Below are 26,773 nucleotides of genomic sequence, written 5' to 3' on the forward strand. Positions count from 1 at the left end.
CTCGCCTGTTGCAACCCGGTTGGCGCTGACCCACAGGCAGCTCCCGCACATCAGAAGGACGGCACGCATGGCAGAGGAATACCCGGTCTACGGACGCATCGACGGGCCCATCGTCATGATCGGCTTCGGGTCGATCGGCAAGGGGACCTGGCCGCTGATCGAACGGCACTTCGACTATGACGCCGACAAGTTCACCGTGATCGAGCCCGACCCGAGGCAGACCAACTTCCTGCGGCAGCACAAGATCAACCACGTGACCACCCGGCTCACGCCCGAGAATTACCGCGAGGTGCTGGGCGGGCTGTTCTCCGAGGGCAAGGGCTTCTGCGTCAACCTCTCGGTCGATACCTCGTCGCTCGACATCATGAAATTCTGCCGCGAGATCGGGGTGCTCTACATCGATACCGTGGTCGAGCCCTGGGCCGGTTTCTACTTCGACACCGAGAACAACGCCGAGCGCACCAACTACGCGCTGCGCCAGAAGGTGCGCGACGAGAAGGCGGCGAACCCCGGCGGCACCACCGCGGTCAGCTGCTGCGGCGCCAACCCGGGCATGGTGAGCTGGTTCGTCAAGGAAGCGCTGCTGACCCTGGCGCGCGACACCGGCCGCAGCGTCGATACGCCCAGCGACCGCGCCGGCTGGGGCAAGCTAATGCAGAGCCTCGGCGTGCAGGGCGTACACATCGCCGAGCGCGACACCCAGGCCCGCCGCCAGCCGCGGCCGCGCGGCGTCTTCGTCAACACCTGGTCGGTCGAAGGCTTCATCGCCGAGGGCTTCCAGCCCGCGGAGCTTGGCTGGGGCACGCACGAGCCGTGGTTCCCCGAAAACGGCCACAGCCACGACACCGGTTGCAAGGCGGGCATCTGGATCGAGCGTCCCGGCGCCATCACCCGCGTGCACACCTGGTGCCCGACGCCTGGCCCGCAGTTTGGCTTCCTCGTGACCCACAACGAGGCGATATCGATCTCGGACTACTACACCGTCGGCGACAAGGACGCGCCCGATTTCCGGCCGACCTGCCACTACGCCTACCACCCGTCCGACGACGCGGTGCTGTCGCTGCACGAGATGTTCGGCTCGGGCCGCCAGCAGGAGAAGCACCACATCCTCGACGTGGACGAGATCGTCGAGGGCATCGACGAGCTTGGTGTGCTGCTCTACGGCCACGAGAAGAACGCGCTCTGGTACGGCTCTCGCCTGTCCAACGACGAGACCCGCGACCTCGCGCCCTACCAGAACGCCACCGGCATGCAGGTCACCAGCGCGGTGCTCGCGGGCATGGTCTGGGCGATCGAGAACCCGCAGGCCGGCATCGTCGAGACCGACGAGATGGACCACGCCCGCTGCCTCGAGGTGCAGACGCCCTACCTCGGCCCGGTCGAGGCGCATTACACCGACTGGACCCCGCTGCAGGACCGCTGGGAGCATTTCCCCGAGGACATCGACGAGACCGAGCCCTGGGCGTTCCGCAACGTGCTCGCCACCTGAACGCCGTGGCATGGCGCGGGGCATCCCCTGCGCCATGCGCGCCGGAACGGGCGGCGCCGGGCGCCTGTCGAAAGAGCAGCCCCCGCGCCCCGGAAAATTCGCAATAACTTGTATCGCTTTCCGACATCTCGCCCATTGGTCGTGCGTCGAAAGCGACACATGGTGTTGCGGGTGGTTCCCGAAACGCTCTAGAAGGGCGCGGCACGTTATTTTGAAGGTGGTAACATGGCTGGCATCGAACCGCGGCCCGGCATCATGGACATCGCCCTTTACGTCGGCGGCAAGTCGCGCGTCGAGGGCGTTTCCAACGTCATCAAGCTCAGCTCGAACGAGAACCCGTTCGGCCCGTCTCCGGCGGCGCAAGAGGCGGTCCGCCGTGTCGTGCACGAGATGCATCGTTACCCCTCCACCGACCATGCCGAGCTGCGCCAGGCGATTGCCGAGGTGCACGGGCTCGAGGCCGAGCGCATCATCCTCGGCGTCGGCTCCGACGAGGTGCTGCAGTTCCTCGCCCAGGCCTATGCCGGCCCCGGCGACGAGGTGATCCACACCGAGCACGGCTTCGCGATGTACGAGATCCTCGCCCGCGCGGTCGGAGCGACGCCGGTCGAGGTGGCCGAGACCGAGCGCGTGGTCAGCGTCGACAACATCCTCGCGGCCTGCAACGAGCGCACGCGGCTGGTGTTCATCGCCAACCCCAACAACCCGACCGGCACCATGATCGGCCTCGCCGAGATCGAGCGGCTGGCCGAGAACCTGCCGCCGCAGGCGATCCTGGTGCTCGATGGCGCCTACGCCGAATACGTCGAGGGCTATGACGGCGGCGCCCGTCTCGTCGAGGCGCGCGGCAACGTCTTCATGACCCGTACCTTCTCCAAGCTCTACGGGCTTGGCGGGATGCGCGTCGGCTGGGGCTATGGCCCGCAGGAGATCATCGACGTGCTGAACCGGGTCCGGCAGCCGTTCAACCTGTCGAACGTCGCGCTGGTGGCCGCCGAGGCGGCGCTGCGCGACACCGCCCACGTCGAGAAGAGCCGCGAGGACAACACCCGCCTGCGCGCCTGGCTGGCCGAGGCGCTGGCCGAGCATGGCGTGCCGTCGGACGCCTCGACCGCCAACTTCGTGCTGGCGCGTTTCGCCAGCGCCGACGAGGCCGGGGCCTGCGACGCGTACCTGCAGAAGCAGGGGATCATCGTGCGCCGGGTGACCGGCTACGGGCTGCCGGCGGCGCTGCGCATCACCGTGGGCGACGAGGCATCGTGCCGCCGCGTGGCGCATTGCATCGGCCTGTTCAAGGCGGGCGAGCGATGACCTACCGCCGTGTCGCGCTGATCGGGCTCGGGCTCATCGCCTCCTCGATGTTCTGGGCCATGCGTCGCGCCGGGATGGACGCGCATGTCACGGGCTATGCCCGCAGCGAGGAAACCCGCGAGACCGCCCGCCGCATCGGCCTGTGCGACACGGTCTGCGATAGCGCCGAAGAGGCGGTGAAGGATGCCGATCTCGTGGTGCTCGCCGTTCCGGTGGGCGCCATGGGCCGGGTGGCCGAGGCCATCGCGCCCTATCTGAAGCCGGGCTGCACCGTGACCGACGTGGGCTCGGTGAAGAAGGCGGTGATCGAGGCGGTGGGTCCGCACATCCCCGAGGGCGTTGATTTCGTCCCCGCCCACCCGATGGCGGGGACCGAGCATTCCGGCCCCGAATCCGGCTTCGCCTCGCTCTTCGACAACCGCTGGTGCCTGATCGTGCCCGACGGTGCGCGCGAAGAAGCGACCGACCGGCTCGAGGCCTATTGGCGGGCGCTGGGCGCCAACACCCAGCGCATGGAGGTCGAGCATCACGACCTCGTCTGCGCGGTGGTGAGCCACGTGCCGCACCTCATCGCCTACACCATGGTGGGCGTGGCGGACGACCTGCGCCGGGTCTCGGACCAGGAGGTCATCAAGTTCTCGGCCGCCGGTTTCCGCGACTTCACCCGGATCGCGGCCTCGGACCCGACCATGTGGCGCGACGTGTTCCTGACCAACAAGGAAGCCTCGCTCGAGATCCTCGGGCGCTTCACCGAAGAGCTCTTCGCGCTGCAGCGGGCGATCCGCACCGGCGACGGGGACACGCTTTTCGACTATTTTACCCACACGCGGGCGATCCGCCGTGGTATCGTCCAGGCGGGGCAGGACACCGATGCCCCCGACTTCGGACGGATCAGGAAAGAGCAAGGCGGTTCGGGACAAGGCTGAATCGCCCTGCGCGGCCTCATCCTCGCCGGGTCGGTGCGAACTCGGATCCCGGGCGGCCACGCGCTTCCCGGAGCAGGATGAAAGGGCAGGCATGCGGATAGTTTGGGCGTCGGCGCTGACGGCAGGGCTTGCGGTGCAGGCGATGGCGGCAGCTCCCGAAAGCTCGGTGCGCCCGATGCCGCGGGCCGCGGTCGAGACGGTGGCGCCCGCGCCTGTTGCCGAAACCAGGACCCCTCTCAAGCCCATGGTCGCGGACGCCGAAGCGCAGATCCGCCCCGCCGCCCGTCCCTCGAGCATCGAGGCGATCTTCCACCGCGACGTCGCCGACGAGCTGCGCGCCGCAGGCGTGCCCGGCTTCGTGCCCGAGGATGCCGCGCTGGGCATCGCCCGCGCCACCGCCTTTGCCGCGCGCTCGCCGCAGGCCATCGCGCTGTCGCTGCGGCCGCTGCTGCGCCCGCCGGCGATGGTGGAAAAGGCCATGGCCCGGCGGCAGGAGCGTGCGCGCGGCGCGGTCTGCGGCGATCTGGCATTGCAGGGCCAGCACGTCGGGCACGTGCCGGGCCGGATCCCGGCCTGCGGGGTGCAGGACGCGGTGAAGATCCGTTCGGTCGCGGGCGTCACCCTGAGCCAGCAGGCGGTGATGGACTGCACCACCGCCAAGACCCTCAAGCGCTGGGTGGAGAGCGGACTGAAACCGGCGGTCGGAAGCCAGGGCGGCGGCGTCGCCGGGCTGCGCGTCGCGGCGCATTACGCCTGCCGGACCCGCAACAACCAGCCCGGCGCCAAGGTCAGCGAGCATGGCAAGGGGCGCGCCATCGACATTGCCGGGGTGCGGCTCAAGGACGGCTCCGAGATCAGCGTTTTGCGCGACTGGGGCCGCGGCGCCAAGGGCGCCTCGCTCAAGCGGATGCACGGCAGCGCCTGCCGCACCTTCGGCACGGTGCTGGGGCCGGGCTCGGACGGGTATCATCGCGATCACCTGCATTTCGACACCGCCCGGCACCGCAGCGGCGGCTCCTACTGCCGCTGAGCGCGCTTGCCTCGCGGCGCGCTCCGCCGCAGGCTGGCGGCGGGAGGACACTGCATGAAACTCACCCTGCATCACATCAACCTGTCGACCGAGAAGGTCGGAGAGATGACCGACTTCTACCGCCGCGTGCTGTGCCTGAACGACACCGACCGCGACATCCCCGCGCTCGAGAAGGGCAAGGGCTACAGCGGCGAGGTGGGCTTCGTCTGGGACGGCGCGGTGCAGGTGCACCTTGCGGAAAAGGACGTGATGGCGGGGTTCAAGACCGGCCAGATCGTCAACCCGCTGGTGCGCGGCCACATCGCCTACCGGACCGACGATCTCGACGCCTTCCGTGCCCATCTCGAGGCGCAGGGCGTGCCCTATTCCGACTGGGGCCACGCGGCGGTGAAGGGCTGGCGGCAGATCTTCTTCTACGATCCCGACGGCAACATCATCGAGGTGCACGAGGTCTCGGCCACCCCGGACGGGGCCGCGGACAGCTCCTAAAGATGACCATTATGCCTTTGTTTAAAAAGAGATAAATTCTCGGATTCGACGGCCGGACTTGCGCTGGATCAAGGTGGCGCCTCCGATAGTTTATAATGGTTCTAAACGGAAGCTCGCGGACACCACCTTCCGGAACGAACGGAGACCGTCATGTTCCCCAAAGCAACGCTACCGGCCACGGCGCTGGCCGTGATCCTCGGCGCCCAGTCTGTCGCGGCGCAGGACCTGCGCGCCGACGCGCTCGAGTATTTCTCGGCCCTGCCCTCGACCATTCCCGCGGTCAGGGAGAACCCGATTACCCCGCAGAAGATCGACCTCGGCAAGGCGCTGTTCTTCGACCCACGCATGTCGGCCTCGGGCGTGTTCTCGTGCAACTCGTGCCACAACCTCGCGACCGGCGGAGACGACAACCTCGAGACCTCGATCGGCCACGGCTGGCAGAAGGGCCCGCGCAACGCGCCCACGGTGCTGAACGCGGTGTTCAACGCGGCGCAGTTCTGGGACGGTCGGGCGCCGGACCTCGCGGCGCAGGCCAAGGGACCGGTGCAGGCGGGCGTCGAGATGGCCAACACGCCGGACAACGTCGTGGCGACGCTGACCTCGATGCCGCAATACGTCGCGTGGTTCACAGACTCCTTCCCGGACGAGGCCGAGCCGGTCAGTTTCGACAACTTCGCCAAGGCCATCGAGGCCTACGAGGCGACCCTGCTGACCCCCGCGCCCTTCGACGCCTGGCTGAACGGCAACGACGACGCGATGACCGGGACGGAACTCGCCGGGCTGCAGACTTTCATGGATGCGGGCTGCGTGGCCTGCCACAACGGCATCAACGTCGGTGGGCATGACTACTACCCCTTCGGCCTGATCGAGAAGCCCGGCGCCGAGGTGCTGCCCGAGGGCGACAAGGGCCGCTTCGCCGTGACCGAGACGGTGGACGACGAATACGTCTTCCGCGCCGCCCCCCTGCGCAACATCGCGGTGACCGCGCCCTATTTCCACTCCGGCGTGGTCTGGGACCTGAAGACCGCGGTCGAGATCATGGCAACCTCGCAGCTCGGCGCCGAGCTGTCGGACGAGGAGGTCGACAACGTCGTGGCCTTCCTCGGAGCGCTGACCGGCGAGATGCCCGAGGTGGTCTACCCGGTGCTGCCCGCCGAGACCGCGGGCACCCCACGACCCTCGGGCGAGGTGATCGTCGAGTAACCGGGCGATTCGCCCCGTCGCGGTGGCGCGGCCGGGGGTTTGCCGGCCCTTCCGGAAACGGTCTTCCCGCGGCCGGTGGCATTGTTCACCGACCGCGGTGCTATGAAGTGCTTTGTGGCGGGAATTGGGCGGGGCGCTTGTCCCACGCCAGATTCTCGACAAAGTTCCCCTTGCGGTGGGGGCCGCTGAACCGGAGACGATCGTCATGCGCGCCCGTGTTGCGGCCATCCTGGCCGTGCTGAACGCTACGCCTCTATCCGCCGACATCGGATGGCAGACCGCGCGCATGGCGCCCGGTTCGCTGATGCTGATGGAGGACGAGCGCGGAGAGGGTCTCAGCCACGCGGCCCGCGGCAGAACGGCGGGATTCTTCCGGTTCGACACCTACGAGGGCAAGGGCGATGCTCCGGTCTACGCCGGCAGCTACGACACCAATGACCGGGGCGAGGGGGTGCGCAGCGTGTCCGCCGATGGCAGAATCACGCGCTGCGAGTCGCACCGCTGCGCCCGACCCCTCGGGGCGAGCAGCCATGTCATCGTCCGTTCCGATGGCTTTCGCGAAACCCGCAAGCCGGTGACGCGCGAGACCGCGCCGGGGCCGGCGTGGAAGGAATGGGGGCTCGACGGGCTCGTGGCCACCGGAGGGCCGGAACCGGACCGCTTCGGTGCAGCCAGGAACGGCTGGCGCAAGGACCACGCGGGCGGGGCAAAGACCTGCTCGCTGTGGCTCATGCTTGCGCTGCGCTGAGGGCGCGATCCGGGGACCGCACGAGGACAGACGCTGGCAAAGAATGACGCGGGGCAGGGGAACCTGTCCCGCGTTTTCGTCTGCAGCGTGTCCCGTGGCCCGGGCGGGCCTCAGCCCTCGCCGCCGATCAGCGCCGAAAGCACGGCGCGGGCGTTCTCGGAATCCCACTCGGCATCGCCCATCAGCCGCGCCACCTCCTGACCCTCGGGGTTCAGGATCACCGTGACCGGCAGCCCCAGCACCGCCATCTCGCGCGAGAGCTTGGAGCCCGGGTCGCGGTGCAGTGGCAGGTTGTCGACGCCGATCTCGGCGAAGAACTCGGTCATCGCGGGCGGCGGGTTGCGGCCGGTGGCGATGGTCACGACCTCGAAGCGGTCGCCGCCAAGCTCGTCCTGCAACGCCGAGAGCGCCGGCATCTCCTTGCGGCAGGGGGCGCACCACGTGGCCCAGAAGTTCACCAGCACCCATTTGCCGTTCCAGTCGGACAGGCTCAGAGGTTCCCCCTCGAAGGTGGCGAACGCCGCCTGCCCGGCCGGTTTCGGCGCGGAATGGAAGCTCAGCTTCTTCATGTCGCCGTCGCGCAGCCCGTCGGCGGCAGCGACGTCGGCGAGGGCCGGATTTGCAAGCGCCGCGGTGGCGGTATAGAGGAGCGCGAGCGCCAGTTTTCTCATGATCCCTCCCGGAGTGAACACCATGTCCGACAAGTCCTCGAACCAGATGTGGGGCGGCCGCTTCGCCGCAGGCCCCGATGCCATCATGGAGGCGATCAACGCGTCCATCGGCTTCGACAAGCGGCTCGCGGCGCAGGATATCGCCGGCTCGAGGGCCCATGCCGCGATGCTGGCGGCCACGGGCATCATCAGTGATAGCGATGCCGAGACCATTCGGGAAGGTCTGCTCACGGTACTGTCAGAGATCGAAAGCGGGAACTTCGCCTTTTCGACCGCGCTCGAGGACATCCACATGAACGTGGAGGCGCGGCTGAAGGAGGTCGTCGGCGAACCGGCTGGCCGACTGCACACCGCCCGCTCGCGCAACGACCAGGTCGCGACCGACTTCAAGCTCTGGGTGCGTGACCAGTTCGACGCCTTCGAGAGCGGGCTGCTGGCGCTGATCCGCGCACTGGTCGACCAGGCCGAGGCCGGCGCCGAGTGGGTGATGCCGGGCTTCACTCACCTGCAGACCGCGCAGCCGGTGACCTGGGGCCACCACATGATGGCCTATGTCGAGATGTTCGCCCGCGACCTGAGCCGCGCCCGGGACGCCCGCGCCCGGATGAACGAAAGCCCGCTCGGCGCCGCGGCGCTGGCCGGCACCGGCTTCGCCATCGACCGCCACATGACCGCCGAGGCCCTGGGCTTCGCGCGCCCGGCGGCGAACTCGCTCGACGCCGTCTCGGACCGCGACTTCGCGCTCGAGTTCCTGAGCACCGCCAGCATCTGCGCCATGCACCTCTCGCGCTTCGCCGAAGAGCTGGTGATCTGGTCCTCGGCCCAGTTCCGCTTCGTGGCGCTGTCGGACCGGTTCTCCACCGGGTCCTCGATCATGCCGCAGAAGAAGAACCCCGATGCCGCCGAGCTCATCCGCGCCAAGATCGGCCGGATCTTCGGCGCCAACGTGGCGCTGATGACGGTGATGAAGGGCCTGCCGCTGGCCTATTCCAAGGACATGCAGGAGGACAAGGAGCAGGTCTTCGACGCCGCCGACAACCTGATGCTGGCGCTGGCCGCGATGGAAGGCATGGTCAAGGACATGACCGCCAACGTCGCCAACCTCGAAGCCGCCGCCGCCGCGGGCTTCTCGACCGCGACCGATCTCGCCGACTGGCTGGTGCGCGAGACCGGGCTGCCCTTCCGCGAGGCGCACCACGTCACCGGCGCGCTGGTCGCCATGGCCGAGAAGAAGGGCTGCGACCTGCCCGACCTGACGCTCGCCGAGATGCAGACCGTCAGCGGCGCGATCACCGAGGGTATCCATGACGTGCTCGGTGTGCATAACTCGGTCGCGAGCCGCCTGAGCTACGGTGGCACCGCCCCGGTCCGGGTGCGCGAACAGGTGGCCCGCTGGAAGGAGATCCTGGCATGAGAACGATCCTGACGCTCGGAGTGGTGGCGCTGCTGGCCGCCTGTGGTGCCGATGGCGAGCCGATCGCTCCCGAGAAGCGCGGGACGCCCGAGCCGGGCATCCGCATCTCGGGCGCGGCGGAGATCGGGGTCAGCAGCCGGTGAGCCTCCGGCTCCGGCACCTCTGGCTCGCGCTTGCGATCTGGGGCGCGGTGCACCCGATGGTCCATTTCCTCGGCTGGTTCCAGCGCGAGGGCTGGTCGCTGCCGGGGCTCGTCGTCGCCTGGTTCGCCAACCCGGCGGTTGCGGGCTTGACCTGGGACCTGCTGATCTCGGCGCTGGTGCTGGTGCTCTGGGTGCTGGCCGAGGTCGCGGTGCGCCGCAACTGGGACGCGCTCTGGGCGATCCCCGCCACCTGCTTCATCGGCGTGAGCTGCGGGTTGCCGCTCTATCTCTGGCTGCGCTCCCGACCGGTCTGACCGGAACCCGAAACAACCTGCGCCACGCCCTGCGCATCCAATGGCCGAAAATATCCCGGGGGAGTCTCCGCAAGGAGACGGGGGCAGCGCCCCCGGCCACCTCGCCACCTGGCCGAAGGCAGGGGGTGGCGCGGCGCGCGGCCTTACGCTAAGGGCAGCCCGTCACACTTCGGAGCCAGGCATGGATCATTTTCTCTATCGCAACGGGCAGCTCTATGCCGAGGACGTGCCGGTGTCCGAGATCGCCGCCGCCGTGGGCACGCCGGTCTACATCTATTCCACCGCTACCCTGCTGCGCCATTTCCGGCTCTTCGACGAGGCGCTGGACTGGGGCCCGCACCTCGTCTGCTACGCCATGAAGGCCGCCTCGAACCAGGCGATCCTCAAGACGCTGGCCGCCGCGGGCGCCGGCATGGACGTGGTCTCGGGCGGCGAATACGCGCGCGCCCTTGCCGCGGGCGTGCCCGGCGAGCGCATCGTCTTCTCCGGCGTCGGCAAGACCCGTGACGAGATCCGAACCGCGCTCGAAGGTGGCATCCGCCAGTTCAACATCGAGAGCGAGCCCGAGATGCGGGCGATCTCCGAGGTCGCGTCCGCCCTCGGCGTCGTGGCGCCGGTCACCGTGCGGGTGAACCCGGACGTGGACGCCAGGACCCACGCCAAGATCGCCACCGGCAAGAGCGAGAACAAGTTCGGCATCCCCATCGCCAAGGCGCGGCAGGTCTATGCCGAGGCCGCGGCCCTTCCGGGGCTCAAGGTGGTGGGCATCGACGTGCACATCGGCTCGCAGCTGACCGAGCTCGACCCCTTCGCGCTGGCCTACCGCAAGGTGGCCGAGCTGACCGAGGCCCTGCGCGCCGACGGGCACGAGATCAGCCGGCTCGACCTCGGCGGCGGGCTCGGCATTCCCTACACCCGCAGCAACGAGGCGCCGCCCCTGCCGGTGGAATACGGCCGCCTGATCGAGCGCGAGCTCGGCCATCTCGGCTGCGAGATCGAGATCGAGCCGGGCCGCCTGATCGCGGGCAACGCCGGCATCCTCGTCTCCGAGGTGATCTACGTGAAAGAGGGCGAGGGCCGGAATTTCCTCATTCTCGATGCCGCCATGAACGATCTGATAAGACCTGCGATGTATGACGCCCATCACGACATCATCCCCGTGGTCGAACCCGAGCCTGGCTGCGAACAGGAGCCCTACGACATCGTGGGCCCGGTGTGCGAGACCGGCGACACCTTCGCCAAGGCGCGGCTGATGCCCGCGCTGCGCGCAGGCGGGCTCGTGGCGTTCCGCTCGGCTGGCGCCTATGGGGCGGTGATGGCGAGCGAGTACAATACGCGGGCACTCATCCCCGAAGTGCTGGTGAAAGATGATCAATTCGCTGTCATTCGCCAGAGACCGAGCTTTGAGGATATCATAAACCGCGATAGCCTTCCCGAGTGGCTGTAGGGCATCCCTCCTGCGGCCCCGACCGCAGGAGACCTTCATGCCCGAGACGGGAAAGCCGCGACCGGACATCCTGAGCCCCATCAAATGGCCGCTTCGCCTGACCCTCTGGGGCATGGCGGCGGAGCGCATCACCCGCGCCTTCTGGCCGCTCTGGTCGCTGCTGATCGCGGCGCTGGGGCTGTTGATGCTGGGCGTGCAGGACATGGTCGCCGTCGAATGGGTCTGGGTCTCGACCGTCGCGCTTCTGGGCGCGGTGGGCTGGGCGGCCTGGCGCGGGGTGCGGATGCTGCGCTGGCCGCGCCGGTCCGAGGCGGTGGCCCGTCTCGACGGCACCATGCGCGGCAACCCGATTCAGGCGGCGCTCGACGATCAGGCCATCGGCTCTGCGGACACGGGCTCGCAGGCGGTCTGGCAGGCGCACCAGGCGCGGATGCGCAAGCGCCTCGCCGAGGCCAGGGCGGTGGAACCCGACCTGCGCGTTGCCAAGGCCGATCCCTTCGCCCTGCGCTACGTCGCGCTGCTGGCCTTCGCCGTGGCGCTGGTCTTCGGCTCGTTCCTGCGGGTCTCGTCGGTGACCGCGATGGGGCCCTCGGGCTCGGATCTCGCATCCGGCCCCGCATGGGAAGGCTGGATGGAGCCGCCGGGCTACACCCGCCTGCCCTCGGTCTATCTCAACGACATCACCGCGCCCGGCATCGACGTGCCCGAGGGCGCCCAGATCACACTCCGCATGTACGGCGAGGTCGGCGCGCTCAGCGTCGACGAATCCGTCTCGGGCCGCAGCCTGACGCCGGAGACGGCGCAGGAGACCGCACAGGATTTCGCCGTCGCGCATTCCGGCCGGCTCGCCATCGACGGCCCGGGCGGCCGCGCGTGGGAGATCTCGGTCACCGCCGATGCTCCGCCCAGCGTGGCGCGCGAGGGCGAGATCGAGTCGAGCTACGAGGGTGACGCCCAGATCCCCTTCACCGCCCGTGACGACTATGGCGTCGTCGGTGGCACCGCCCGGATCACGCTGGCGCTGGACGAGGTCGACCGCAGCTACCTGCTCGCCACCGAGCCCGAGCCGCGCGACGCCATCGAGGTGCCGCTTCCCATGCCGATCGCCGGCGACCGGGCCGAGTTCACCGAGACGCTGGTCGAGAATTTCTCCGAGCATCCGTGGGCCAACCTGCCGGTGAAGCTCGAGCTGAACGTCACCGACGAGGCCGGGCAGGCCGGCGCCTCGGACATCGAGACCATCACCCTGCCGGGCCGCCGGTTCTTCGATCCGCTGGCGGCGGCGATCATCGAACAGCGCCGGGCGCTGCTCTGGACCCGCGACAACGTCCCCGAGATTGCGCGGATCCTGCGCGCGATCAGCTACCTGCCCGACGACGTGTTCCGCTCGGCGGTGCCCTACCTGCGGCTGCGCGGCGTGCTGCGCGACCTCGAATCCTCGGGTGCGCAGATGACCGGCGAACAGCAGGACGTGCTGGCCAAGGCGATGTGGGATCTGGCGCTGATCCTCGAGGAGGGCGATCTTGCCTCGGCGCTCGAGCGGCTGCAGCGCGCGCAGGAGCGGCTGTCCGAGGCGATGAAGAACGGTGCCTCCGAGCAGGAGATCGCCGAGCTCATGCAGGAGATGCGCGAGGCGACCGACGACTACCTGCGGCAGCTGTCGCGTCAGGCGCAGCAGAATGCCGAGGACAATCCCGAGATGTCCCAGTCGCAGGACATGATGGAGATGAGCCAGAACGACCTGCAGCGCATGATGGACCGCATCCAGGAGCTGATGGAGCAGGGCCGCATGGCCGAGGCGCAGGAAGCGCTCGAGCAGCTTCAGCAGCTGATGGAGAACATGCAGGTCACGCAGGGCCAGCAGGGCCAGTCGCCGGGCGAGCAGGCGATGGAGGGGCTGGGCGATACCCTGCGCGAGCAGCAGGGGCTCTCGGACGAGGCCTTCCGCCAGTTCCAGGACCAGTTCAACCCGGGCCCGCAGGGCCAGCAAGGGCAACAGGGCCAACAGCCCGGCCAGCCTCAGCAGGGGCAGGGCGGTGACGGCCAGCAGCAGGGCCAGCAAGGTCAGCAGGAGGGTCAGTCGCAGCAGGGGCAGGGCGGCCAGCAGTCGCTCGAGGAAAGCCTCGCCGACCGCCAGCAGCAGCTGCGCAGCGAGCTGAACCGCCAGCGCCAGGGCCTTCCCGGCGCCGGAACCGAACCGGGCGAGGCCGCCCGCGATGCGCTGCGCCGCGCCGAAGAGGCGATGGACGGCGCCGAGGAGGCGCTGCGCGATGACGATCTCGCCGGGGCCATCGACCAGCAGTCGCAGGCCATGGAGGCGCTCCGCGAGGGCATGCGCAGCCTTGGCGAGGCGATGGCCCAGCAGCAACAGCAGAACCAGGGTCAGCAGGGCCAGCAGCAGGGCGGCAACCCCGGCCAGCAGCGTGACCCGCTGGGCCGCAACGCCGGCGCCAACGGCCAGATCGGCACCGACGAGAACATGGTGCAGGACGAGGACGTCTATCGCCGCGCCCGGGAACTGCTCGACGAGATCCGCCGCCGCTCGGGCGAGGGCGAGCGCCCCGAGGAAGAGCTCGAGTACCTCGAGCGCCTGCTCGAACGGTTCTGACCCGACGGGTCCGCGCCGCAGCGGGCCCGTGTACTGACCGGGGCGGCGGCCACCTTCAGGCACCGTCAGGGACTGACGGGCGGTCACGGGGTCCGGGGTCTTGAAACGGTCCCGACGCGCCCCTTTGTTTTTCTCGTCGAATCCTGTATGGAGCAGGCTTCTCCAGCCAGAGGACCAGAGTTATGGCCGCAGACGCGCCGATCACCCAGGACGTGGTGACGATCCCCCGCAAGCTGCCCGAGGGCGGCAGGCTGAACATCGTGGGCCTCACCCGCGATGCCCTTCGCGCTGCGCTGATCGAGATGGGCACGCCGGAGAAGCAGGCGAAAATGCGCGTCAACCAGGTCTGGCAATGGATCTACCACTGGGGCGTCCGCGACTTCTCGGTGATGACCAACCTGGCCAAGGACTACCGCGCCAAGCTCGAGGCGCATTTCGAGATCGCCCTGCCCGAGATCGTCTCGAAGCAGGTCTCGGCCGACGGCACCCGCAAGTACCTCGTCCGCATCGCCGGCGGCCACGAGGTCGAGACGGTCTACATCCCCGAGGAAGGCCGCGGCACACTCTGCATCTCGAGCCAGGTCGGCTGCACGCTCACCTGCTCGTTCTGCCACACCGGCACCCAGAAGCTGGTCCGCAACCTGACCGCGGGCGAAATCGTGGGGCAGGTCATGCTGGCGCGTGACGACCTCGACGAATGGCCCGCGCCCGGCACCGGCACCGGCGAGGATGGCCCGCGCCTGCTGTCGAACATCGTGCTGATGGGCATGGGCGAGCCGCTCTACAACTTCGACAACGTGCGCGACGCGATGAAGATCGTCATGGACGGCGAGGGCATCGCCCTCTCGCGCCGCCGCATCACGCTGTCGACCTCGGGCGTCGTCCCCGAGATCGCCCGCTGCGCCGAGGAAATCGGCTGCCTGATGGCGGTGAGCTTCCACGCCACCACCGACGAGGTGCGCAACAAGCTGGTGCCGATCAACAAGCGCTGGAACATCGAAGAGCTGCTGAACGCCCTGCGCGAATACCCGCGGCTGTCGAACTCCGAGCGGATCACCTTCGAATACGTGATGCTGAAGGACGTGAACGACAGCGACGCCGACGCGCGCCGCCTCGTGAACCTGATCAAGGGCATCCCCGCCAAGATCAACCTGATCCCGTTCAACGAATGGCCCGGTGCTCCGTACGAGCGCTCGGACTGGGAGCGGATCGAGCGCTTTGCCGACATCGTGCACAAGGCGGGCTATGCCTCGCCGATCCGCACGCCGCGGGGCGAGGACATCATGGCCGCGTGCGGGCAGCTCAAATCTGCGACCGAGCGGGCGCGCAAGTCGCGTGCCCAGATCGCCGCGGAAACCGGGCTCGACGGCGCCGCTTGATTTATCCGACAATTTAAGTCAGGATAAGCCTGTCCAGCCAGCCCGACGCGCGGGTAAGCCCGGCGTTCTGTGGTCACGCGGCTGGAGAGTGCTCATGCGTCACGAATATTTCAAAACGGTCGGCCCCGCGCTGAGGGTGCCGGAATGGCGAATCGTGCAGATGCTGCGGCGTCAGCAAGAGGCGGACCGGCTTGAGGCCGAGCTTGCCGGGGCCATCGGCCTCGAGCGCGCCCGCGCCTGCGTCGATGGTTTCGCGCAGCTCATGGCGCTGATGCGCCTGCACGCCTGGCATCCCCCGCTTATCCTCCGTCCCGGGGCCGAGGGCGTCAGCGACGACGAACGCAACCTGGCCCGTTTCGTGCTGCTCTCTGCCGAGCAGGACCGCGAGGCGGCGCTGGTCGAGGCCATGGCCATCGTCGTGCCGCAGGCGATCCTGCCGCTGGTTGCGGCCGGCGAGCGTGTCGGATTGCCGCTCTTGTGCGAGGAATGCCGGGACAGGCTCGACTGCCCCTTGACCTTCCAGTGACTGGAAGGAGTATATCCCGGCCAGAACCAGACGGAAGGAGTCTGACATGGCCACCGATAGCATGCGTTTCGAAGTCACTCGGCTGAACTGCGGGGGCTGCGCCGGGCGGGCGCAGAAGGCCCTCGCGGCGGTGCCCGGTGTCACCGACGCCAGCGTGAACCTCGCCAACCGCATGGCCCGGGTCGATGGATCGGCCGGTGTCGAGGCGCTGCGCGACGCGCTCGACCGCGCTGGCTACCCGGCGCGCGAGGCGCGGGTGACGCTGGCCATCGACGGCATGAGCTGCGCCTCCTGCGTCAACCGCGTCGAGAAGGCGCTGAGCGCCGTTCCCGGCGTGCTTTCGGCCCATGTGAACCTCGCCAGCGAGAGCGCCGAGGTGAGGCTGCTCGCGGGCAGCGTGGACGGCGCCGAGCTTGCCCGCGTGGTGGGCGAGGCAGGCTACAAGGCGCGCCCGGCGGGCGACGACAGCGCCGAGCGCGACGCCCGCAAGGATGCGGAGCTGCGCACGCTGAAGCACGACCTGATCGTCGCCGCGGCGCTGACCCTGCCGGTCTTCGTGCTCGAGATGGGGGGCCACATCTTCCCCGGCTTCCACCACTGGATCGCCTCGACCATCGGCACCACGACCTCTTGGGTGTTGCAATTCGCGCTTGTCACCGCGGTGCTCGTGGGCCCCGGCCGGCGGTTCTACCGCATCGGCCTGCCGCTGCTGTTCAAGGGCGCACCCGACATGAACGCGCTGGTGGCGCTCGGGACGCTGGCGGCCTGGGGCTATTCCACCGTGGCGTTGTTCCTTCCCGGGCTGCTGCCCGAGGGCGCGCGCGCGGTCTATTTCGAGGCGGCGGCGGTGATCGTCACGCTGATCCTGCTGGGCCGTTTCCTAGAGGCGCGAGCCAAGGGCCGCACCGGCGCCGCGATCCGGCGGCTGGTGGGGCTGCGCCCGGCCACCGCGCGGGTCGAACGCGATGGCGCAATCGCTGAGCTGGCCATCGACGAGGTGCAGCCCGGCGACGTGGTGCATGTCCGCCCCGGCGAGCGCATCGCCGTCGACGGCGAGCTGCTCACGGGGCGCAGCTACGTCGACGAGAGCATGATCACCGGCGAACCGGTTCCCGTGGGCAAGGGCCCGGGCGACCCGGTCGTCGGCGGCACGGTGAACGGGCAGGGGGCGCTCAGCTTCCGGGCCACCGCCGTGGGCGCCGACACCATGCTGGCGCGGATCATCTCGCTGGTCGAGGATGCACAGGGGGCGAAACTGCCGATCCAGGCGCTCGCCGACCGCGTGGTGGTGTGGTTCGTGCCCGCGGTGATCGCCGCGGCGGCGCTGACCTTCCTCGCGTGGCTGGTCCTCGGGCCGTCTCCGGCGCTGACCCATGCGCTGGTGGCCGGGGTCTCGGTCCTCATCATCGCCTGCCCCTGCGCCATGGGCCTCGCCACGCCCACCTCGATCATGGTGGGCACCGGCCGCGCCGCCGAGCTCGGCGTGCTGTTCCGCAAGGGCGACGCGCTGCAGCGACTCGAATCGAGCAAGGTGGTGGCCTTCGACAAGACCGGCACGCTCACCGAGGGCAAGCCCGCTCTGGCGCGCTCCGAGGCGGCGCCGGGCTGGGACGTGGCCGAGGTGCTGCGGCTGGCGGCGAGCGCCGAGCAGGGCTCGGAGCACCCGATCGCGCGGGCGCTGGAGCAGGCCGCCGAGGGGCTGGTACAGCCCGAGGTGGTCGAGGCCATCGCCGGGCACGGGCTGCGCGCCACGGTCGAGGGGCGCCGCCTGCTGGTCGGTGCCAAGCGCCTGATGGTGCGCGAGGGCGTGGCCATGGCCGGGCTCGAGGCCGCGCATGACGAGATCGCCGCCGCTGGCCAGACGCCGGTCGTGGTGGCCATCGACGGGCAGGTCGCCGGGGTCTTCGCGGTTGCCGACCGGGTGAAGCCAGGGGCCAGGGCCGCGGTCGCGGCGCTGCACGCGCAGGACATCCGCGTGGCGATGATCACCGGCGACACGCAGGCAACCGCCAGGGCCATCGCCGCCGAGCTGGGCATCGACCATGTCGAGGCCGAGGTGCTGCCCGAGGGCAAGCTCGCCGCGGTCAAGGTGCTGCGCGAACGGTTCGGTGCCGTGGCCTTCGTCGGCGACGGCATCAACGACGCCCCGGCGCTGGCCGAGGCCGAGGTGGGCATCGCCATCGGCACCGGCACCGACGTCGCCATCGAGAGCGCCGACGTGGTGCTGGTCTCGGGGGACGTGGCCGGCGTGGTCGAGGCGTTTCACGTGAGTCGCGCGGTGCTGCGCAACATCCGTCAGAACCTGTTCTGGGCCTTCGGCTACAACGTCGCGCTGATCCCGGTCGCGGCCGGGGCGCTTTACCCGGCCTTCGGTCTGCTGCTGTCGCCGATGCTGGCGGCGGGGGCGATGGCGCTGTCCTCGGTCTTCGTCCTGACCAACGCGCTGCGGCTGCGGCGGCTGTCACCCGCGATGCGCAGCGGCGCCACCCGGGCGGGGCGCGAAACCCTCGTGGCGGAGCCGGCGGAATGAATATCGGTCAGGTCTCCGAGCGGGCGGGCATCCCCGCCAAGACGATCCGCTACTACGAAGACATCGGCCTCGTGACGCCGAAGCGGTCCGGGAACGGTTACCGGGCGTTCTCGGAGGCGGATCTGCACAAGCTTGCCTTCCTCGCCCGCGCCCGGGCGCTTGGCTTCAGCATCGAGGACTGCCCCAAGCTGCTGGGGCTCTACGAGGACGAAACGCGCGAGAGCGCCGACGTCAAGGCGCTGGCGTCCGAGCATCTCGTGGCGATCGAGGAGAAGATCGCGCAGCTGCGCGAGATGCACGACACGCTCGGCCGGCTGGTCGATGCCTGCCACGGCGACCACCGCCCGGACTGCCCGATCCTCGCAGGACTGGCGGAGGAATAGGGCTCACGGGTGTGCGGGCGGCGCGGTGTCGAGTACCGCACCTCTGTGCGCGAAGCCCCCGCGCGGAACCAAGGCGAAGCCGCCGCGCATCGCCGGCCCGCCCCCCGGGCTGGCGATTTGGCTGGCCCGGGTGCTGCGTGTCGAGGTCCTTCGGACGTGGCCGGGATAAATCGAGAGGCTCGTAGTTCGCATCGCCATCTCGCGGACCGGCGATGCGCGGCTCATGTTTCTCTGGAACGGGGGGGGCGACGGGACGTCATCCGGGCTGGCGATTTGGCTGGTCCGGGGGCCGCGTGTCGAGATCCTTCGGACGTGGCCGGGAAAAAGCGAGAGGATCGACTGTCGGATCGCCACCCCGCGGACCGGCGACGCGCGGCGCCCGTTTCGCTGGAAGCGGGAGGCCACGGGGCGGCTCCCGTCGGTTGCCCCACACCCCGGCAGAACGAAAAAGGGCGCCCCGCGGGCGCCCTTTCGTCGGTCAGACAGTGGCCGAAGCTCACTCCTGCGGGATCACCCGCAGCGACAGCTCCATGAGCTGGTCCGAGGTCGGCTCGGAGGGCGCCTGCATCATCAGGTCCTCGGCGCGCTGGTTCATCGGGAACATGATGACCTCGCGGATGTTCGAGGTGCCGGCCAGCAGCATCACGATACGGTCGATGCCGGCGGCGCAGCCACCGTGCGGCGGGGCGCCGTACTGGAACGCGGTGTAGAGACCGGCGAAGCGCTTCTTCACCTCGTCCTCGCCGTAGCCCGCCAGCTCGAAGGCTTTGAGCATCACGTCCGGCTTGTGGTTCCGGATCGCGCCCGAGACCAGCTCGTAACCGTTGCAGGCGAGGTCATACTGGAAGCCCTTCACGGCGAGGGGGTCGCCCTCGAGCGCCTCCATGCCCCCCTGCGGCATCGAGAACGGGTTGTGCTCGAAGTCGATGGCGCCGGTTTCCTCGTCCTTCTCGTAGATCGGGAAGTCCACGATCCAGGCGAAGGCGAAACGGTTCTTCTCGGTCAGGCCGAGCTCTTCGCCGATCACGTCACGTGCCTTGCCCGCGACGCGCTGGAAGCTCGCCGCCTTGCCGCCGAGGAAGAACGCCGCGTCGCCGACGCCGAGACCCAGCTGCTGGCGGATCGCCTCGGTGCGTTCGGGGCCGATGTTCTTGGCCAGCGGGCCGGCGGCTTCCATCTCGCCGTTGGCTTCACGCCAGAAGATGTAGCCCATGCCGGGCAGACCCTCTTTCTGGGCGAAGACGTTCATCCGGTCGCAGAACTTGCGCGAGCCGCCGGTGGGGGCGGGGATGGCGCGGATCTCGGTGCCGTCCTGCTCGAGCAGCCTGGCGAAGATCGCGAAGCCCGAGCCGCGGAAGTGCTCGGAGACGTCCTGCATCTCGATCGGGTTGCGCAGGTCGGGCTTGTCGGTGCCGTACTTGAGCGCGGCTTCCTTGTAGGGGATCTGCGGCCAGGAGGCGGGATCGTCGACCGATGCGCCGCCGCCGAATTCCTCGAACACGCCCGCGATCACCGGCGAGACGGTGTCGAACACGTCCTGCTGGGTGACGAAGCTCATCTCGAGGTCGAGCTGGTAGAAGTCGGTGGGCGAGCGGTCGGCGCGCGGGTCCTCGTCGCGGAAGCAGGGCGCGATCTGGAAGTACTTGTCATAGCCCGACACCATGATCAGCTGCTTGAACTGCTGCGGTGCCTGCGGCAGCGCGTAGAACTTGCCCGGGTGCAGGCGCGACGGCACGAGGAAGTCGCGGGCGCCCTCGGGCGAGGACGCGGTGATGATCGGCGTCTGGTATTCGCGGAAGCCCTTGTCCCACATGCGGCGGCGCATCGAGGCCACCACGTCCGAGCGCAGGGTCATCGAACGCTGCATCTCCTCGCGGCGCAGGTCGAGGTAGCGATAGCGCAGGCGGGTCTCTTCCGGGTACTCCTGATCACCGAAGACCATGAGCGGAAGCTCCTTCGCGGCGCCGAGCACCTCGAGCTCACGGACGAAGACCTCGATCTCGCCGGTGGGAAGCTTGGGGTTCACGAGGCTTTCGTCGCGGGCCTTGACGGTCCCGTCGATGCGGATGCACCATTCCGAGCGGACCTTCTCGACATCGGCGAAGGCCGGGCTGTCCGGGTCGCAGAGCACCTGCGTGATGCCGTAGTGGTCGCGCAGGTCGATGAACAGGATGCCGCCGTGGTCACGGATGCGGTGCACCCAGCCCGAGAGGCGAACGGTGTCGCCCACGTTCTCCTTTTTCAGGTCTGCACAGGTGTGCGTGCGATAGGCGTGCATGTGGGATGCCCCTTAGGAAACTGCTGGAAAGTTAGGCGCCGATACAGCGCGCGACGGACCGGAAGTCAAGGGAATCGGGCGCCGAACTTGCCGAAAAGGTCGTGTGACTTAACCTTTCTTAAGACCCGCGCGCGGTTTGCCGCCAAGGGTCGATACCGAATCTCATTGCACAAAGGGGTCTTATCATGTGGAGGACCGTGCTCGATAAGATGTTGAGGAAGCTGGTCGTGACGGGCCGGCTCAACCTGACCTGGCCGGATGGCACCACCGAAAGCTACGGACCGGGCGGAGATCTGGAGGCCGATGTCGCGCTGGCCGACGACGGCATCGTGCGCGAACTGGGCCAGCGGCCGGTGCTGGCGCTCGGCGAGGGCTACATGGATGGCCGCATCGTGGTGGCGCCGGAGCAGGTCTATGACTTCGTGGCGCTGCTCGTGCGCAACCAGCAGATGGGCGAGATGCCCAAGTGGTTCAACATCGTGCAGGCGGTGCGCGGCTGGACCCGCGGCATCGAGCAGCGCAACAACCCGCTGCGCAGCCAGCGCAACGTCCAGCACCACTACGACATTTCGGACGATCTCTACCGGATCTTCCTCGACAGCGACATGCAGTATTCCTGCGCCTATTTCACCCGGCCCGGCATGACGCTGGAAGAGGCGCAGAAAGCCAAGAAGGACCACATCGCCCGCAAGCTGCTGATCAAGCCCGGGATGCGGGTGCTCGACATCGGCTGCGGCTGGGGCGGCATGGCGCTGACGCTGGCACGCGACTACGGCGCCCATGTGACCGGCGTGACACTCTCCGAGAACCAGCTGGCAACGGCGCAGGCCCGGGCCGAGGCCGAGGGCGTGGCGGACAAGGTCGACTTCCGGCTGCTCGACTACCGCAAGATCGACGAGACCTTCGACCGCATCGTGAGCGTCGGCATGCTCGAGCACGTGGGCTACCCGCATCTCGACGAGTACTTCGCCAAGGTCGACGAGCTGCTCGCCAAGGACGGCGTGTCGCTGATTCACAGCATCGGGCACGTGTCCGAGCCGGCGGCGACGTCGATGTGGATCGACAAGTACATCTTCCCCGGCGGCTACATCCCGTCGCTCTCCGAGGTGTCGGCGGCGATCGAACGCACCGGGCTCTGGGCCACCGACGTCGAGGTGCTGCGCGGTCACTACGGCACGACGCTGCACCACTGGCGCGACCGGTTCGAGGCGGCGCTGGACCAGATCCGCGGCATGTATGACGAGACCTTCATCCGGATGTGGCGATTCTACCTCGTGGTCTGCGAGGCGGCCTTCGAGGAGACCTTTCAGGGCGTCTTCCACCTGCAGCTCGCGCATCGCCAGTACGCGGTGCCGACCACGCGGGACTACCTCTATAGCCCAGGCGCCGCCGACGCGCTGATGCACGCCGCGCAGTAGCGGGGCAGGGCACTTCGGGTCTTCGCGCAGATCCGAACGGCCCGGAAGCGCCCCGCCCGCCGGGATTTTCCTGCGCGGCCCGCCAGTGGGCCGCGCCGCGGCACGTGCCGCATCCGGCCGGGCCCGCCGGATGACGCTCTTCCGAACCCCGTGTGACCCGGGCGGAATGGGGTTGCAGACCCACGGCTCTTGTCTATAACGCACGACAATTTGCGGGCAGCTGCGACTCCTCCGCGCCTTGCCGCGTGCCCGCCGAATGCGCCCAGACAGTCCGAGAACCAGAGGTCGAACGATGCCCAAGAGAACCGATATCAAATCCATCATGATCATCGGCGCAGGGCCCATCATCATCGGTCAGGCCTGCGAATTCGACTATTCCGGCGCCCAGGCCTGCAAGGCCCTGCGCGAAGAAGGCTACCGGGTGATCCTGGTGAACTCGAACCCGGCCACGATCATGACCGACCCCGAGCTCGCCGATGCCACCTACATCGAGCCGATCACCCCCGAGGTCGTCGCCAAGATCATCGAGAAGGAGCGCCCCGACGCGCTGCTGCCGACCATGGGCGGCCAGACCGGCCTCAACACCTCGCTGAAGCTCGAGGAAATGGGCGTGCTCGAGAAGTTCGGCGTCGAGATGATCGGTGCCAAGCGCGAGGCCATCGAGATGGCCGAGGACCGCGCCCTGTTCCGCGAGGCGATGGACCGCATCGGGCTCGAGAACCCGGCCGCCACCATCGTCACCGCGCCGAAGAAGGACAACGGCAAGGCCGACCTTGACGCAGGCGTCGCCATCGCGCTCGAGGCGCTCGAGGACATCGGTCTTCCGGCGATCATCCGCCCCGCCTTCACCCTGGGTGGCACCGGCGGCGGTGTGGCCTACAACCGCGAGGACTACATCCACTTCTGCCGCACCGGCATGGACGCCTCGCCGGTGAACCAGATCCTCGTCGACGAGTCGCTGCTGGGGTGGAAGGAATACGAGATGGAGGTCGTCCGCGACAAGGCGGACAACGCGATCATCGTCTGTTCCATCGAGAACGTCGACCCGATGGGCGTGCACACCGGTGACTCGATCACCGTGGCGCCGGCGCTGACGCTCACCGACAAGGAATACCAGATCATGCGCAACGGCTCGATCGCCGTGCTGCGCGAGATCGGCGTCGAGACCGGCGGTTCCAACGTGCAATGGGCGGTGAACCCCGAGAACGGCCGGATGGTCGTGATCGAGATGAACCCGAGGGTGTCGCGCTCTTCGGCGCTGGCCTCCAAGGCCACAGGCTTCCCCATCGCCAAGATCGCCGCCAAGCTCGCCGTGGGCTACACGCTGGACGAGCTCGACAACGACATCACCAAGGTGACGCCGGCCTCCTTCGAGCCGACCATCGACTACGTGGTCACCAAGATCCCGAAATTTGCCTTCGAGAAGTTCCCGGGCTCCGAGCCCTACCTCACCACCGCGATGAAGTCGGTGGGCGAGGCGATGGCTATCGGCCGCACCATCCACGAGTCGCTGCAGAAGGCGCTGACGTCGATGGAATCGGGCCTCACCGGCTTCGACGAGGTCGAGATCGAGGGCGCTCCCGAGAAATCCGCCGTCATCAAGGCGATCAGCCAGCAAACCCCGGACCGCATGCGCACCATCGCGCAGGCGATGCGCCACGGGCTGTCGGATGACGAGATCCACGGCGTCACCATGTTCGACCCGTGGTTCCTTGCCCGTATCCGCGAGATCGTCGAGGCCGAGGAAGAGGTCCGTGCCGCCGGCCTGCCGCAGGACGAGGGCGGCATGCGCCAGCTCAAGATGCTGGGCTTCACCGACGCGCGCCTCGCCAAGCTCACGGGCTTTTCCGAGAAGGACGTGCGCAACCGCCGGACCTCGCTCGGCGTCACCGCCGTGTTCAAGCGCATCGACACCTGCGCCGCCGAGTTCGAGGCGCAGACGCCCTACATGTACTCCACCTACGAGATGCCGATGATGGGCGAGGTGGAATGCGAGGCGCGTCCCTCGGACAAGAAGAAGGTCGTCATCCTCGGCGGCGGTCCGAACCGGATCGGTCAGGGCATCGAGTTCGACTACTGCTGCTGTCACGCCTGCTTCGCGCTGACCGCCGCGGGTTATGAGACGATCATGATCAACTGCAACCCCGAGACCGTGTCGACCGACTACGACACCTCGGACCGGCTGTACTTCGAGCCGCTGACCTTCGAGCACGTGATGGAGATCCTCCGCGTCGAGCTCGAGCGCGGCACCCTGCACGGCGTCATCGTGCAGTTCGGCGGCCAGACCCCGCTCAAGCTTGCCAACGCGCTCGAGGCCGAGGGCATCCCGATCCTCGGCACCACGCCCGACGCCATCGACCTCGCCGAGGACCGCGAGCGGTTCCAGGCGCTGGTCAACCAGCTGGGTCTCAAGCAGCCGAAGAACGGCATCGCCTCGACCGACGCGCAGGCGCTGGCCATCGCCGACGACATCGGCTTCCCGCTGGTGATCCGCCCCTCCTACGTGCTGGGCGGCCGGGCGATGGAGATCGTCCGCGACATGGCCCACCTCGAGCGTTACATCAACGAGGCCGTGGTGGTCTCGGGTGACAGCCCGGTGCTGCTCGACAGCTACCTCTCGGGTGCGACCGAGCTCGACGTGGACGCGCTCTGCGACGGCGAGAACGTGCACGTGGCGGGCATCATGCAGCACATCGAGGAAGCCGGCGTGCACTCGGGCGACAGCGCCTGCTCGCTGCCGCCCTACTCGCTCTCGGCCGAGGTCATCGACCGGATCAAGGAGCAGACCGTGGCGCTCGCGCGTGCCCTGCGCGTGGTCGGCCTGATGAACGTGCAGTTCGCGATCAAGGACGGCGAGATCTACCTCATCGAGGTCAACCCGCGCGCCTCGCGCACCGTGCCCTTCGTCGCCAAGGCGACGGACTCGGCCATTGCCTCCATCGCGGCGCGGATCATGGCCGGCGAGCCGCTGTCCAACTTCCCGCTGCGCGAGGGCTACGCCGCGGACACCGACTACGACACCACCGACGTTCCGATGGCGGATCCGATGACCCTCGCCGACCCGAACATGCCCTGGTACTCGGTCAAGGAGGCCGTGCTGCCCTTCGCCCGCTTCCCGGGCGTCGACACCATCCTCGGGCCGGAGATGCGCTCGACCGGCGAGGTCATGGGCTGGGACCGCTCCTTCCCGCGCGCCTTCCTGAAGGCGCAGATGGGCGCGGGCACCCACCTGCCGACCGAGGGCAACGTGTTCTTCTCGATCAAGGACGCCGACAAGACCGACCAGATGATCGAGGCGGCACAGGTGCTCTCGGGCATGGGCTTCAAGCTGATCGCCACCGGCGGCACGGCGAAGTTCCTCGAGGCCGCGGGCATCGCCTGCGAGGTGGTCAAGAAGGTCTACGAGGGCCGTCCCAACGTGGTCGACATGATGAAGGACGGCGGCATCCAGCTGGTGCTCAACACCACCGAGGGCGCTGCCTCGGTCGAGGACAGCCGCGAGATCCGCTCGGTCGCTCTCTACGACAAGATCCCCTACTTCACCACCGCCGCCGGGGCGCATGCCGCGGTGATGGCGATGAAGTCCCGCGAGGAGGGGGAGATTGTGGTGAAGTCGCTGCAGGGGTGAGTGAGACTTGAGGCCAGCTTGCAAGGGGGTGGGGGACCGCCCCCTTTTTTTGCCTCAAGTCTAGATGTTGGGTCTTCGGGCGCTCTGGACCCCATGATTCAGGACTTTGTTGCGGTCAAGTCTGATCCGCCTTGAAGTCTTTGGGTTGACTCGGCGCGCTCGCGATTCTACAAACACTCATGGCACGAGCGAATGAAACCCTTCTTGAATTCTTGGGCCGGCGTGAGGCCGAAATAAAGTCTCTGCGCGCAGAGCTTCTGCAAGAACTCAGGCAGATCAAGGCGGCGAAGCAAGTAGTTTCACCTCGTGAGGGTGACGAGGCTGAGCCGCTCGAAACTCAACTGCGTTCCGAAAAAATGACTATTAAACAAATGGTTGTTGAGGTCCTCAGGAATTCTGAGGGTGGGCAGAGCGCCGAGGCGATTGTAGGCTTGATATTGTCGCGATTTGGAGTCGAGGTGGCGCGCACAAGTCTGTCTCCTCAATTGTCGCGGCTAAAGAATCAAGATGGCCTGCTATCCTACAACGATGAGGAGGCCACTTGGAGTTTGCTCCGCACAGAAACCGATAGGCAGGCAATGTTGATGCCTGGCTTGGAGGCGGAGAGTTCCGAACAAGAGGAGGGAGATCCGCTCATATGAAAAGAAGATGATCTGGTGCAGGCTCAGCAGATGCTTGCACCTTAAAGGAAGAAAGCCGGTCCCAAAGGACCGGCCTTCCCGCAAAATACTAGGAGCCGTAGCTCGAAATACTTCGTCTGTCGCAAGATTTTGTATTTCACGCGTTGCGGCTCCTTTCAAGGATTTCTTTGAGAGGAAGCGATATGTCGCTCCAACGC

General features: G+C 68.1%; 21 protein-coding genes. 19 read left to right on the forward strand and 2 right to left on the reverse strand.

Annotation, left to right across the window (positions count from 1 at the left end; genetic code table 11):
- The first annotated feature begins 67 nt into the window (after positions 1-67).
- The 7 genes from BLQ77_RS05785 (at position 68) to BLQ77_RS05815 (ending at position 7,196) form a co-directional block, all read left to right on the forward strand.
- Positions 68-1,489, forward strand: a complete 1,422-nt coding sequence (locus tag BLQ77_RS05785; protein WP_089956537.1) for a homospermidine synthase — start codon at positions 68-70, stop codon at positions 1,487-1,489.
- A gap of 225 nt (positions 1,490-1,714) precedes the next feature.
- Positions 1,715-2,800 carry a histidinol-phosphate transaminase gene (hisC, locus tag BLQ77_RS05790; RefSeq protein ID WP_008886589.1) on the forward strand — a complete coding sequence of 362 codons (1,086 nt, stop codon included), beginning with the start codon at positions 1,715-1,717 and terminating at the stop codon, positions 2,798-2,800.
- Positions 2,797-3,726, forward strand: a complete 930-nt coding sequence (locus BLQ77_RS05795; RefSeq protein WP_089956540.1) for a prephenate/arogenate dehydrogenase family protein — start codon at positions 2,797-2,799, stop codon at positions 3,724-3,726. Before hisC ends, BLQ77_RS05795 begins: the two co-directional genes overlap by 4 nt.
- A gap of 91 nt (positions 3,727-3,817) precedes the next feature.
- Complete coding sequence (locus BLQ77_RS05800) at positions 3,818-4,756, forward strand: extensin family protein (protein WP_089956544.1); 939 nt, start codon at positions 3,818-3,820, stop codon at positions 4,754-4,756.
- Between the two features lie 54 nt (positions 4,757-4,810).
- The gene (locus BLQ77_RS05805; RefSeq protein ID WP_089956547.1) at positions 4,811-5,245 is read left to right on the forward strand and encodes a VOC family protein; all 435 of its coding nucleotides are present in this window, start codon (positions 4,811-4,813) and stop codon (positions 5,243-5,245) included.
- A 150-nt stretch (positions 5,246-5,395) separates the two neighbouring features.
- Positions 5,396-6,448 (forward strand): cytochrome-c peroxidase, encoded by a 1,053-nt coding sequence (locus BLQ77_RS05810; RefSeq protein WP_089956550.1) that lies wholly within the window; start codon positions 5,396-5,398, stop codon positions 6,446-6,448.
- A 205-nt stretch (positions 6,449-6,653) separates the two neighbouring features.
- The gene (locus BLQ77_RS05815) at positions 6,654-7,196 is read left to right on the forward strand and encodes a hypothetical protein (RefSeq protein WP_089956554.1); all 543 of its coding nucleotides are present in this window, start codon (positions 6,654-6,656) and stop codon (positions 7,194-7,196) included.
- Positions 7,197-7,306: 110 nt separating this feature from the next.
- Here BLQ77_RS05815 and BLQ77_RS05820 read toward each other — a convergent pair whose 3' ends face one another.
- A complete protein-coding gene (locus tag BLQ77_RS05820; protein WP_040384794.1) occupies positions 7,307-7,867 on the reverse strand; it encodes a TlpA family protein disulfide reductase in 561 nt (186 codons plus the stop codon).
- A gap of 22 nt (positions 7,868-7,889) precedes the next feature.
- Between BLQ77_RS05820 and argH the strand changes: the two genes are divergently transcribed.
- The 9 genes from argH (at position 7,890) to cueR (ending at position 18,611) form a co-directional block, all read left to right on the forward strand.
- Positions 7,890-9,281: an argininosuccinate lyase gene (gene argH / locus BLQ77_RS05825; RefSeq protein WP_008886680.1), complete on the forward strand. Its 1,392-nt coding sequence runs from the start codon at positions 7,890-7,892 to the stop codon at positions 9,279-9,281.
- The gene (locus tag BLQ77_RS05830; protein WP_089956558.1) at positions 9,278-9,424 is read left to right on the forward strand and encodes an argininosuccinate lyase; all 147 of its coding nucleotides are present in this window, start codon (positions 9,278-9,280) and stop codon (positions 9,422-9,424) included. Before argH ends, BLQ77_RS05830 begins: the two co-directional genes overlap by 4 nt.
- Positions 9,421-9,738 (forward strand): DUF2834 domain-containing protein, encoded by a 318-nt coding sequence (locus tag BLQ77_RS05835; RefSeq protein ID WP_089956561.1) that lies wholly within the window; start codon positions 9,421-9,423, stop codon positions 9,736-9,738. Before BLQ77_RS05830 ends, BLQ77_RS05835 begins: the two co-directional genes overlap by 4 nt.
- 181 nt (positions 9,739-9,919) lie before the next feature.
- Positions 9,920-11,185 carry a diaminopimelate decarboxylase gene (gene lysA, locus BLQ77_RS05840; RefSeq protein ID WP_089956565.1) on the forward strand — a complete coding sequence of 422 codons (1,266 nt, stop codon included), beginning with the start codon at positions 9,920-9,922 and terminating at the stop codon, positions 11,183-11,185.
- 37 nt (positions 11,186-11,222) lie between these two features.
- Complete coding sequence (locus BLQ77_RS05845) at positions 11,223-13,793, forward strand: TIGR02302 family protein (RefSeq protein WP_089956569.1); 2,571 nt, start codon at positions 11,223-11,225, stop codon at positions 13,791-13,793.
- A gap of 182 nt (positions 13,794-13,975) precedes the next feature.
- Entirely contained in the window at positions 13,976-15,172 is a 1,197-nt protein-coding gene (gene rlmN, locus BLQ77_RS05850) for a dual-specificity RNA methyltransferase RlmN (RefSeq protein WP_089956573.1), read from the forward strand.
- Between the two features lie 94 nt (positions 15,173-15,266).
- On the forward strand, positions 15,267-15,698 hold the full coding sequence (locus tag BLQ77_RS05855) for a hypothetical protein (RefSeq protein ID WP_242661635.1): 432 nt from the start codon (positions 15,267-15,269) through the stop codon (positions 15,696-15,698).
- A 46-nt stretch (positions 15,699-15,744) separates the two neighbouring features.
- Positions 15,745-18,228 carry a heavy metal translocating P-type ATPase gene (locus BLQ77_RS05860; protein ID WP_089956576.1) on the forward strand — a complete coding sequence of 828 codons (2,484 nt, stop codon included), beginning with the start codon at positions 15,745-15,747 and terminating at the stop codon, positions 18,226-18,228.
- Complete coding sequence (gene cueR / locus BLQ77_RS05865) at positions 18,225-18,611, forward strand: Cu(I)-responsive transcriptional regulator (protein ID WP_089956580.1); 387 nt, start codon at positions 18,225-18,227, stop codon at positions 18,609-18,611. The genes BLQ77_RS05860 and cueR overlap by 4 nt, the downstream gene beginning before the upstream one ends.
- A gap of 496 nt (positions 18,612-19,107) precedes the next feature.
- Here cueR and aspS read toward each other — a convergent pair whose 3' ends face one another.
- On the reverse strand, positions 19,108-20,889 hold the full coding sequence (aspS, locus tag BLQ77_RS05870) for an aspartate--tRNA ligase (RefSeq protein WP_089956582.1): 1,782 nt from the start codon (positions 20,887-20,889) through the stop codon (positions 19,108-19,110).
- 185 nt (positions 20,890-21,074) lie between these two features.
- Between aspS and BLQ77_RS05875 the strand changes: the two genes are divergently transcribed.
- The 3 genes from BLQ77_RS05875 (at position 21,075) to BLQ77_RS28405 (ending at position 26,576) form a co-directional block, all read left to right on the forward strand.
- Positions 21,075-22,307 (forward strand): SAM-dependent methyltransferase, encoded by a 1,233-nt coding sequence (locus BLQ77_RS05875; RefSeq protein WP_089956585.1) that lies wholly within the window; start codon positions 21,075-21,077, stop codon positions 22,305-22,307.
- A 292-nt stretch (positions 22,308-22,599) separates the two neighbouring features.
- Positions 22,600-25,935 carry a carbamoyl-phosphate synthase large subunit gene (gene carB, locus BLQ77_RS05880; RefSeq protein ID WP_089956588.1) on the forward strand — a complete coding sequence of 1,112 codons (3,336 nt, stop codon included), beginning with the start codon at positions 22,600-22,602 and terminating at the stop codon, positions 25,933-25,935.
- Positions 25,936-26,114: 179 nt separating this feature from the next.
- Positions 26,115-26,576 (forward strand): hypothetical protein, encoded by a 462-nt coding sequence (locus BLQ77_RS28405; RefSeq protein ID WP_131821991.1) that lies wholly within the window; start codon positions 26,115-26,117, stop codon positions 26,574-26,576.
- Positions 26,577-26,773 lie beyond the last annotated feature (197 nt).

Origin of the sequence: Salipiger thiooxidans, from assembly GCF_900102075.1 — a bacterium.
Lineage (GTDB): Bacteria > Pseudomonadota > Alphaproteobacteria > Rhodobacterales > Rhodobacteraceae > Salipiger > Salipiger thiooxidans.

Coding starts and splice junctions, on each gene's coding strand:
- BLQ77_RS05785 (WP_089956537.1), top strand. CDS start 68: ATGGCAGAGGAATACCCGGTCTACGGACGCATCGACGGGCCCATCGTC.
- hisC (WP_008886589.1), top strand. CDS start 1,715: ATGGCTGGCATCGAACCGCGGCCCGGCATCATGGACATCGCCCTTTAC.
- BLQ77_RS05795 (WP_089956540.1), top strand. CDS start 2,797: ATGACCTACCGCCGTGTCGCGCTGATCGGGCTCGGGCTCATCGCCTCC.
- BLQ77_RS05800 (WP_089956544.1), top strand. CDS start 3,818: ATGCGGATAGTTTGGGCGTCGGCGCTGACGGCAGGGCTTGCGGTGCAG.
- BLQ77_RS05805 (WP_089956547.1), top strand. CDS start 4,811: ATGAAACTCACCCTGCATCACATCAACCTGTCGACCGAGAAGGTCGGA.
- BLQ77_RS05810 (WP_089956550.1), top strand. CDS start 5,396: ATGTTCCCCAAAGCAACGCTACCGGCCACGGCGCTGGCCGTGATCCTC.
- BLQ77_RS05815 (WP_089956554.1), top strand. CDS start 6,654: ATGCGCGCCCGTGTTGCGGCCATCCTGGCCGTGCTGAACGCTACGCCT.
- BLQ77_RS05820 (WP_040384794.1), bottom strand. CDS start 7,867: ATGAGAAAACTGGCGCTCGCGCTCCTCTATACCGCCACCGCGGCGCTT.
- argH (WP_008886680.1), top strand. CDS start 7,890: ATGTCCGACAAGTCCTCGAACCAGATGTGGGGCGGCCGCTTCGCCGCA.
- BLQ77_RS05830 (WP_089956558.1), top strand. CDS start 9,278: ATGAGAACGATCCTGACGCTCGGAGTGGTGGCGCTGCTGGCCGCCTGT.
- lysA (WP_089956565.1), top strand. CDS start 9,920: ATGGATCATTTTCTCTATCGCAACGGGCAGCTCTATGCCGAGGACGTG.
- BLQ77_RS05845 (WP_089956569.1), top strand. CDS start 11,223: ATGCCCGAGACGGGAAAGCCGCGACCGGACATCCTGAGCCCCATCAAA.
- rlmN (WP_089956573.1), top strand. CDS start 13,976: ATGGCCGCAGACGCGCCGATCACCCAGGACGTGGTGACGATCCCCCGC.
- BLQ77_RS05855 (WP_242661635.1), top strand. CDS start 15,267: ATGCGTCACGAATATTTCAAAACGGTCGGCCCCGCGCTGAGGGTGCCG.
- BLQ77_RS05860 (WP_089956576.1), top strand. CDS start 15,745: ATGGCCACCGATAGCATGCGTTTCGAAGTCACTCGGCTGAACTGCGGG.
- cueR (WP_089956580.1), top strand. CDS start 18,225: ATGAATATCGGTCAGGTCTCCGAGCGGGCGGGCATCCCCGCCAAGACG.
- aspS (WP_089956582.1), bottom strand. CDS start 20,889: ATGCACGCCTATCGCACGCACACCTGTGCAGACCTGAAAAAGGAGAAC.
- BLQ77_RS05875 (WP_089956585.1), top strand. CDS start 21,075: ATGTGGAGGACCGTGCTCGATAAGATGTTGAGGAAGCTGGTCGTGACG.
- carB (WP_089956588.1), top strand. CDS start 22,600: ATGCCCAAGAGAACCGATATCAAATCCATCATGATCATCGGCGCAGGG.
- BLQ77_RS28405 (WP_131821991.1), top strand. CDS start 26,115: ATGGCACGAGCGAATGAAACCCTTCTTGAATTCTTGGGCCGGCGTGAG.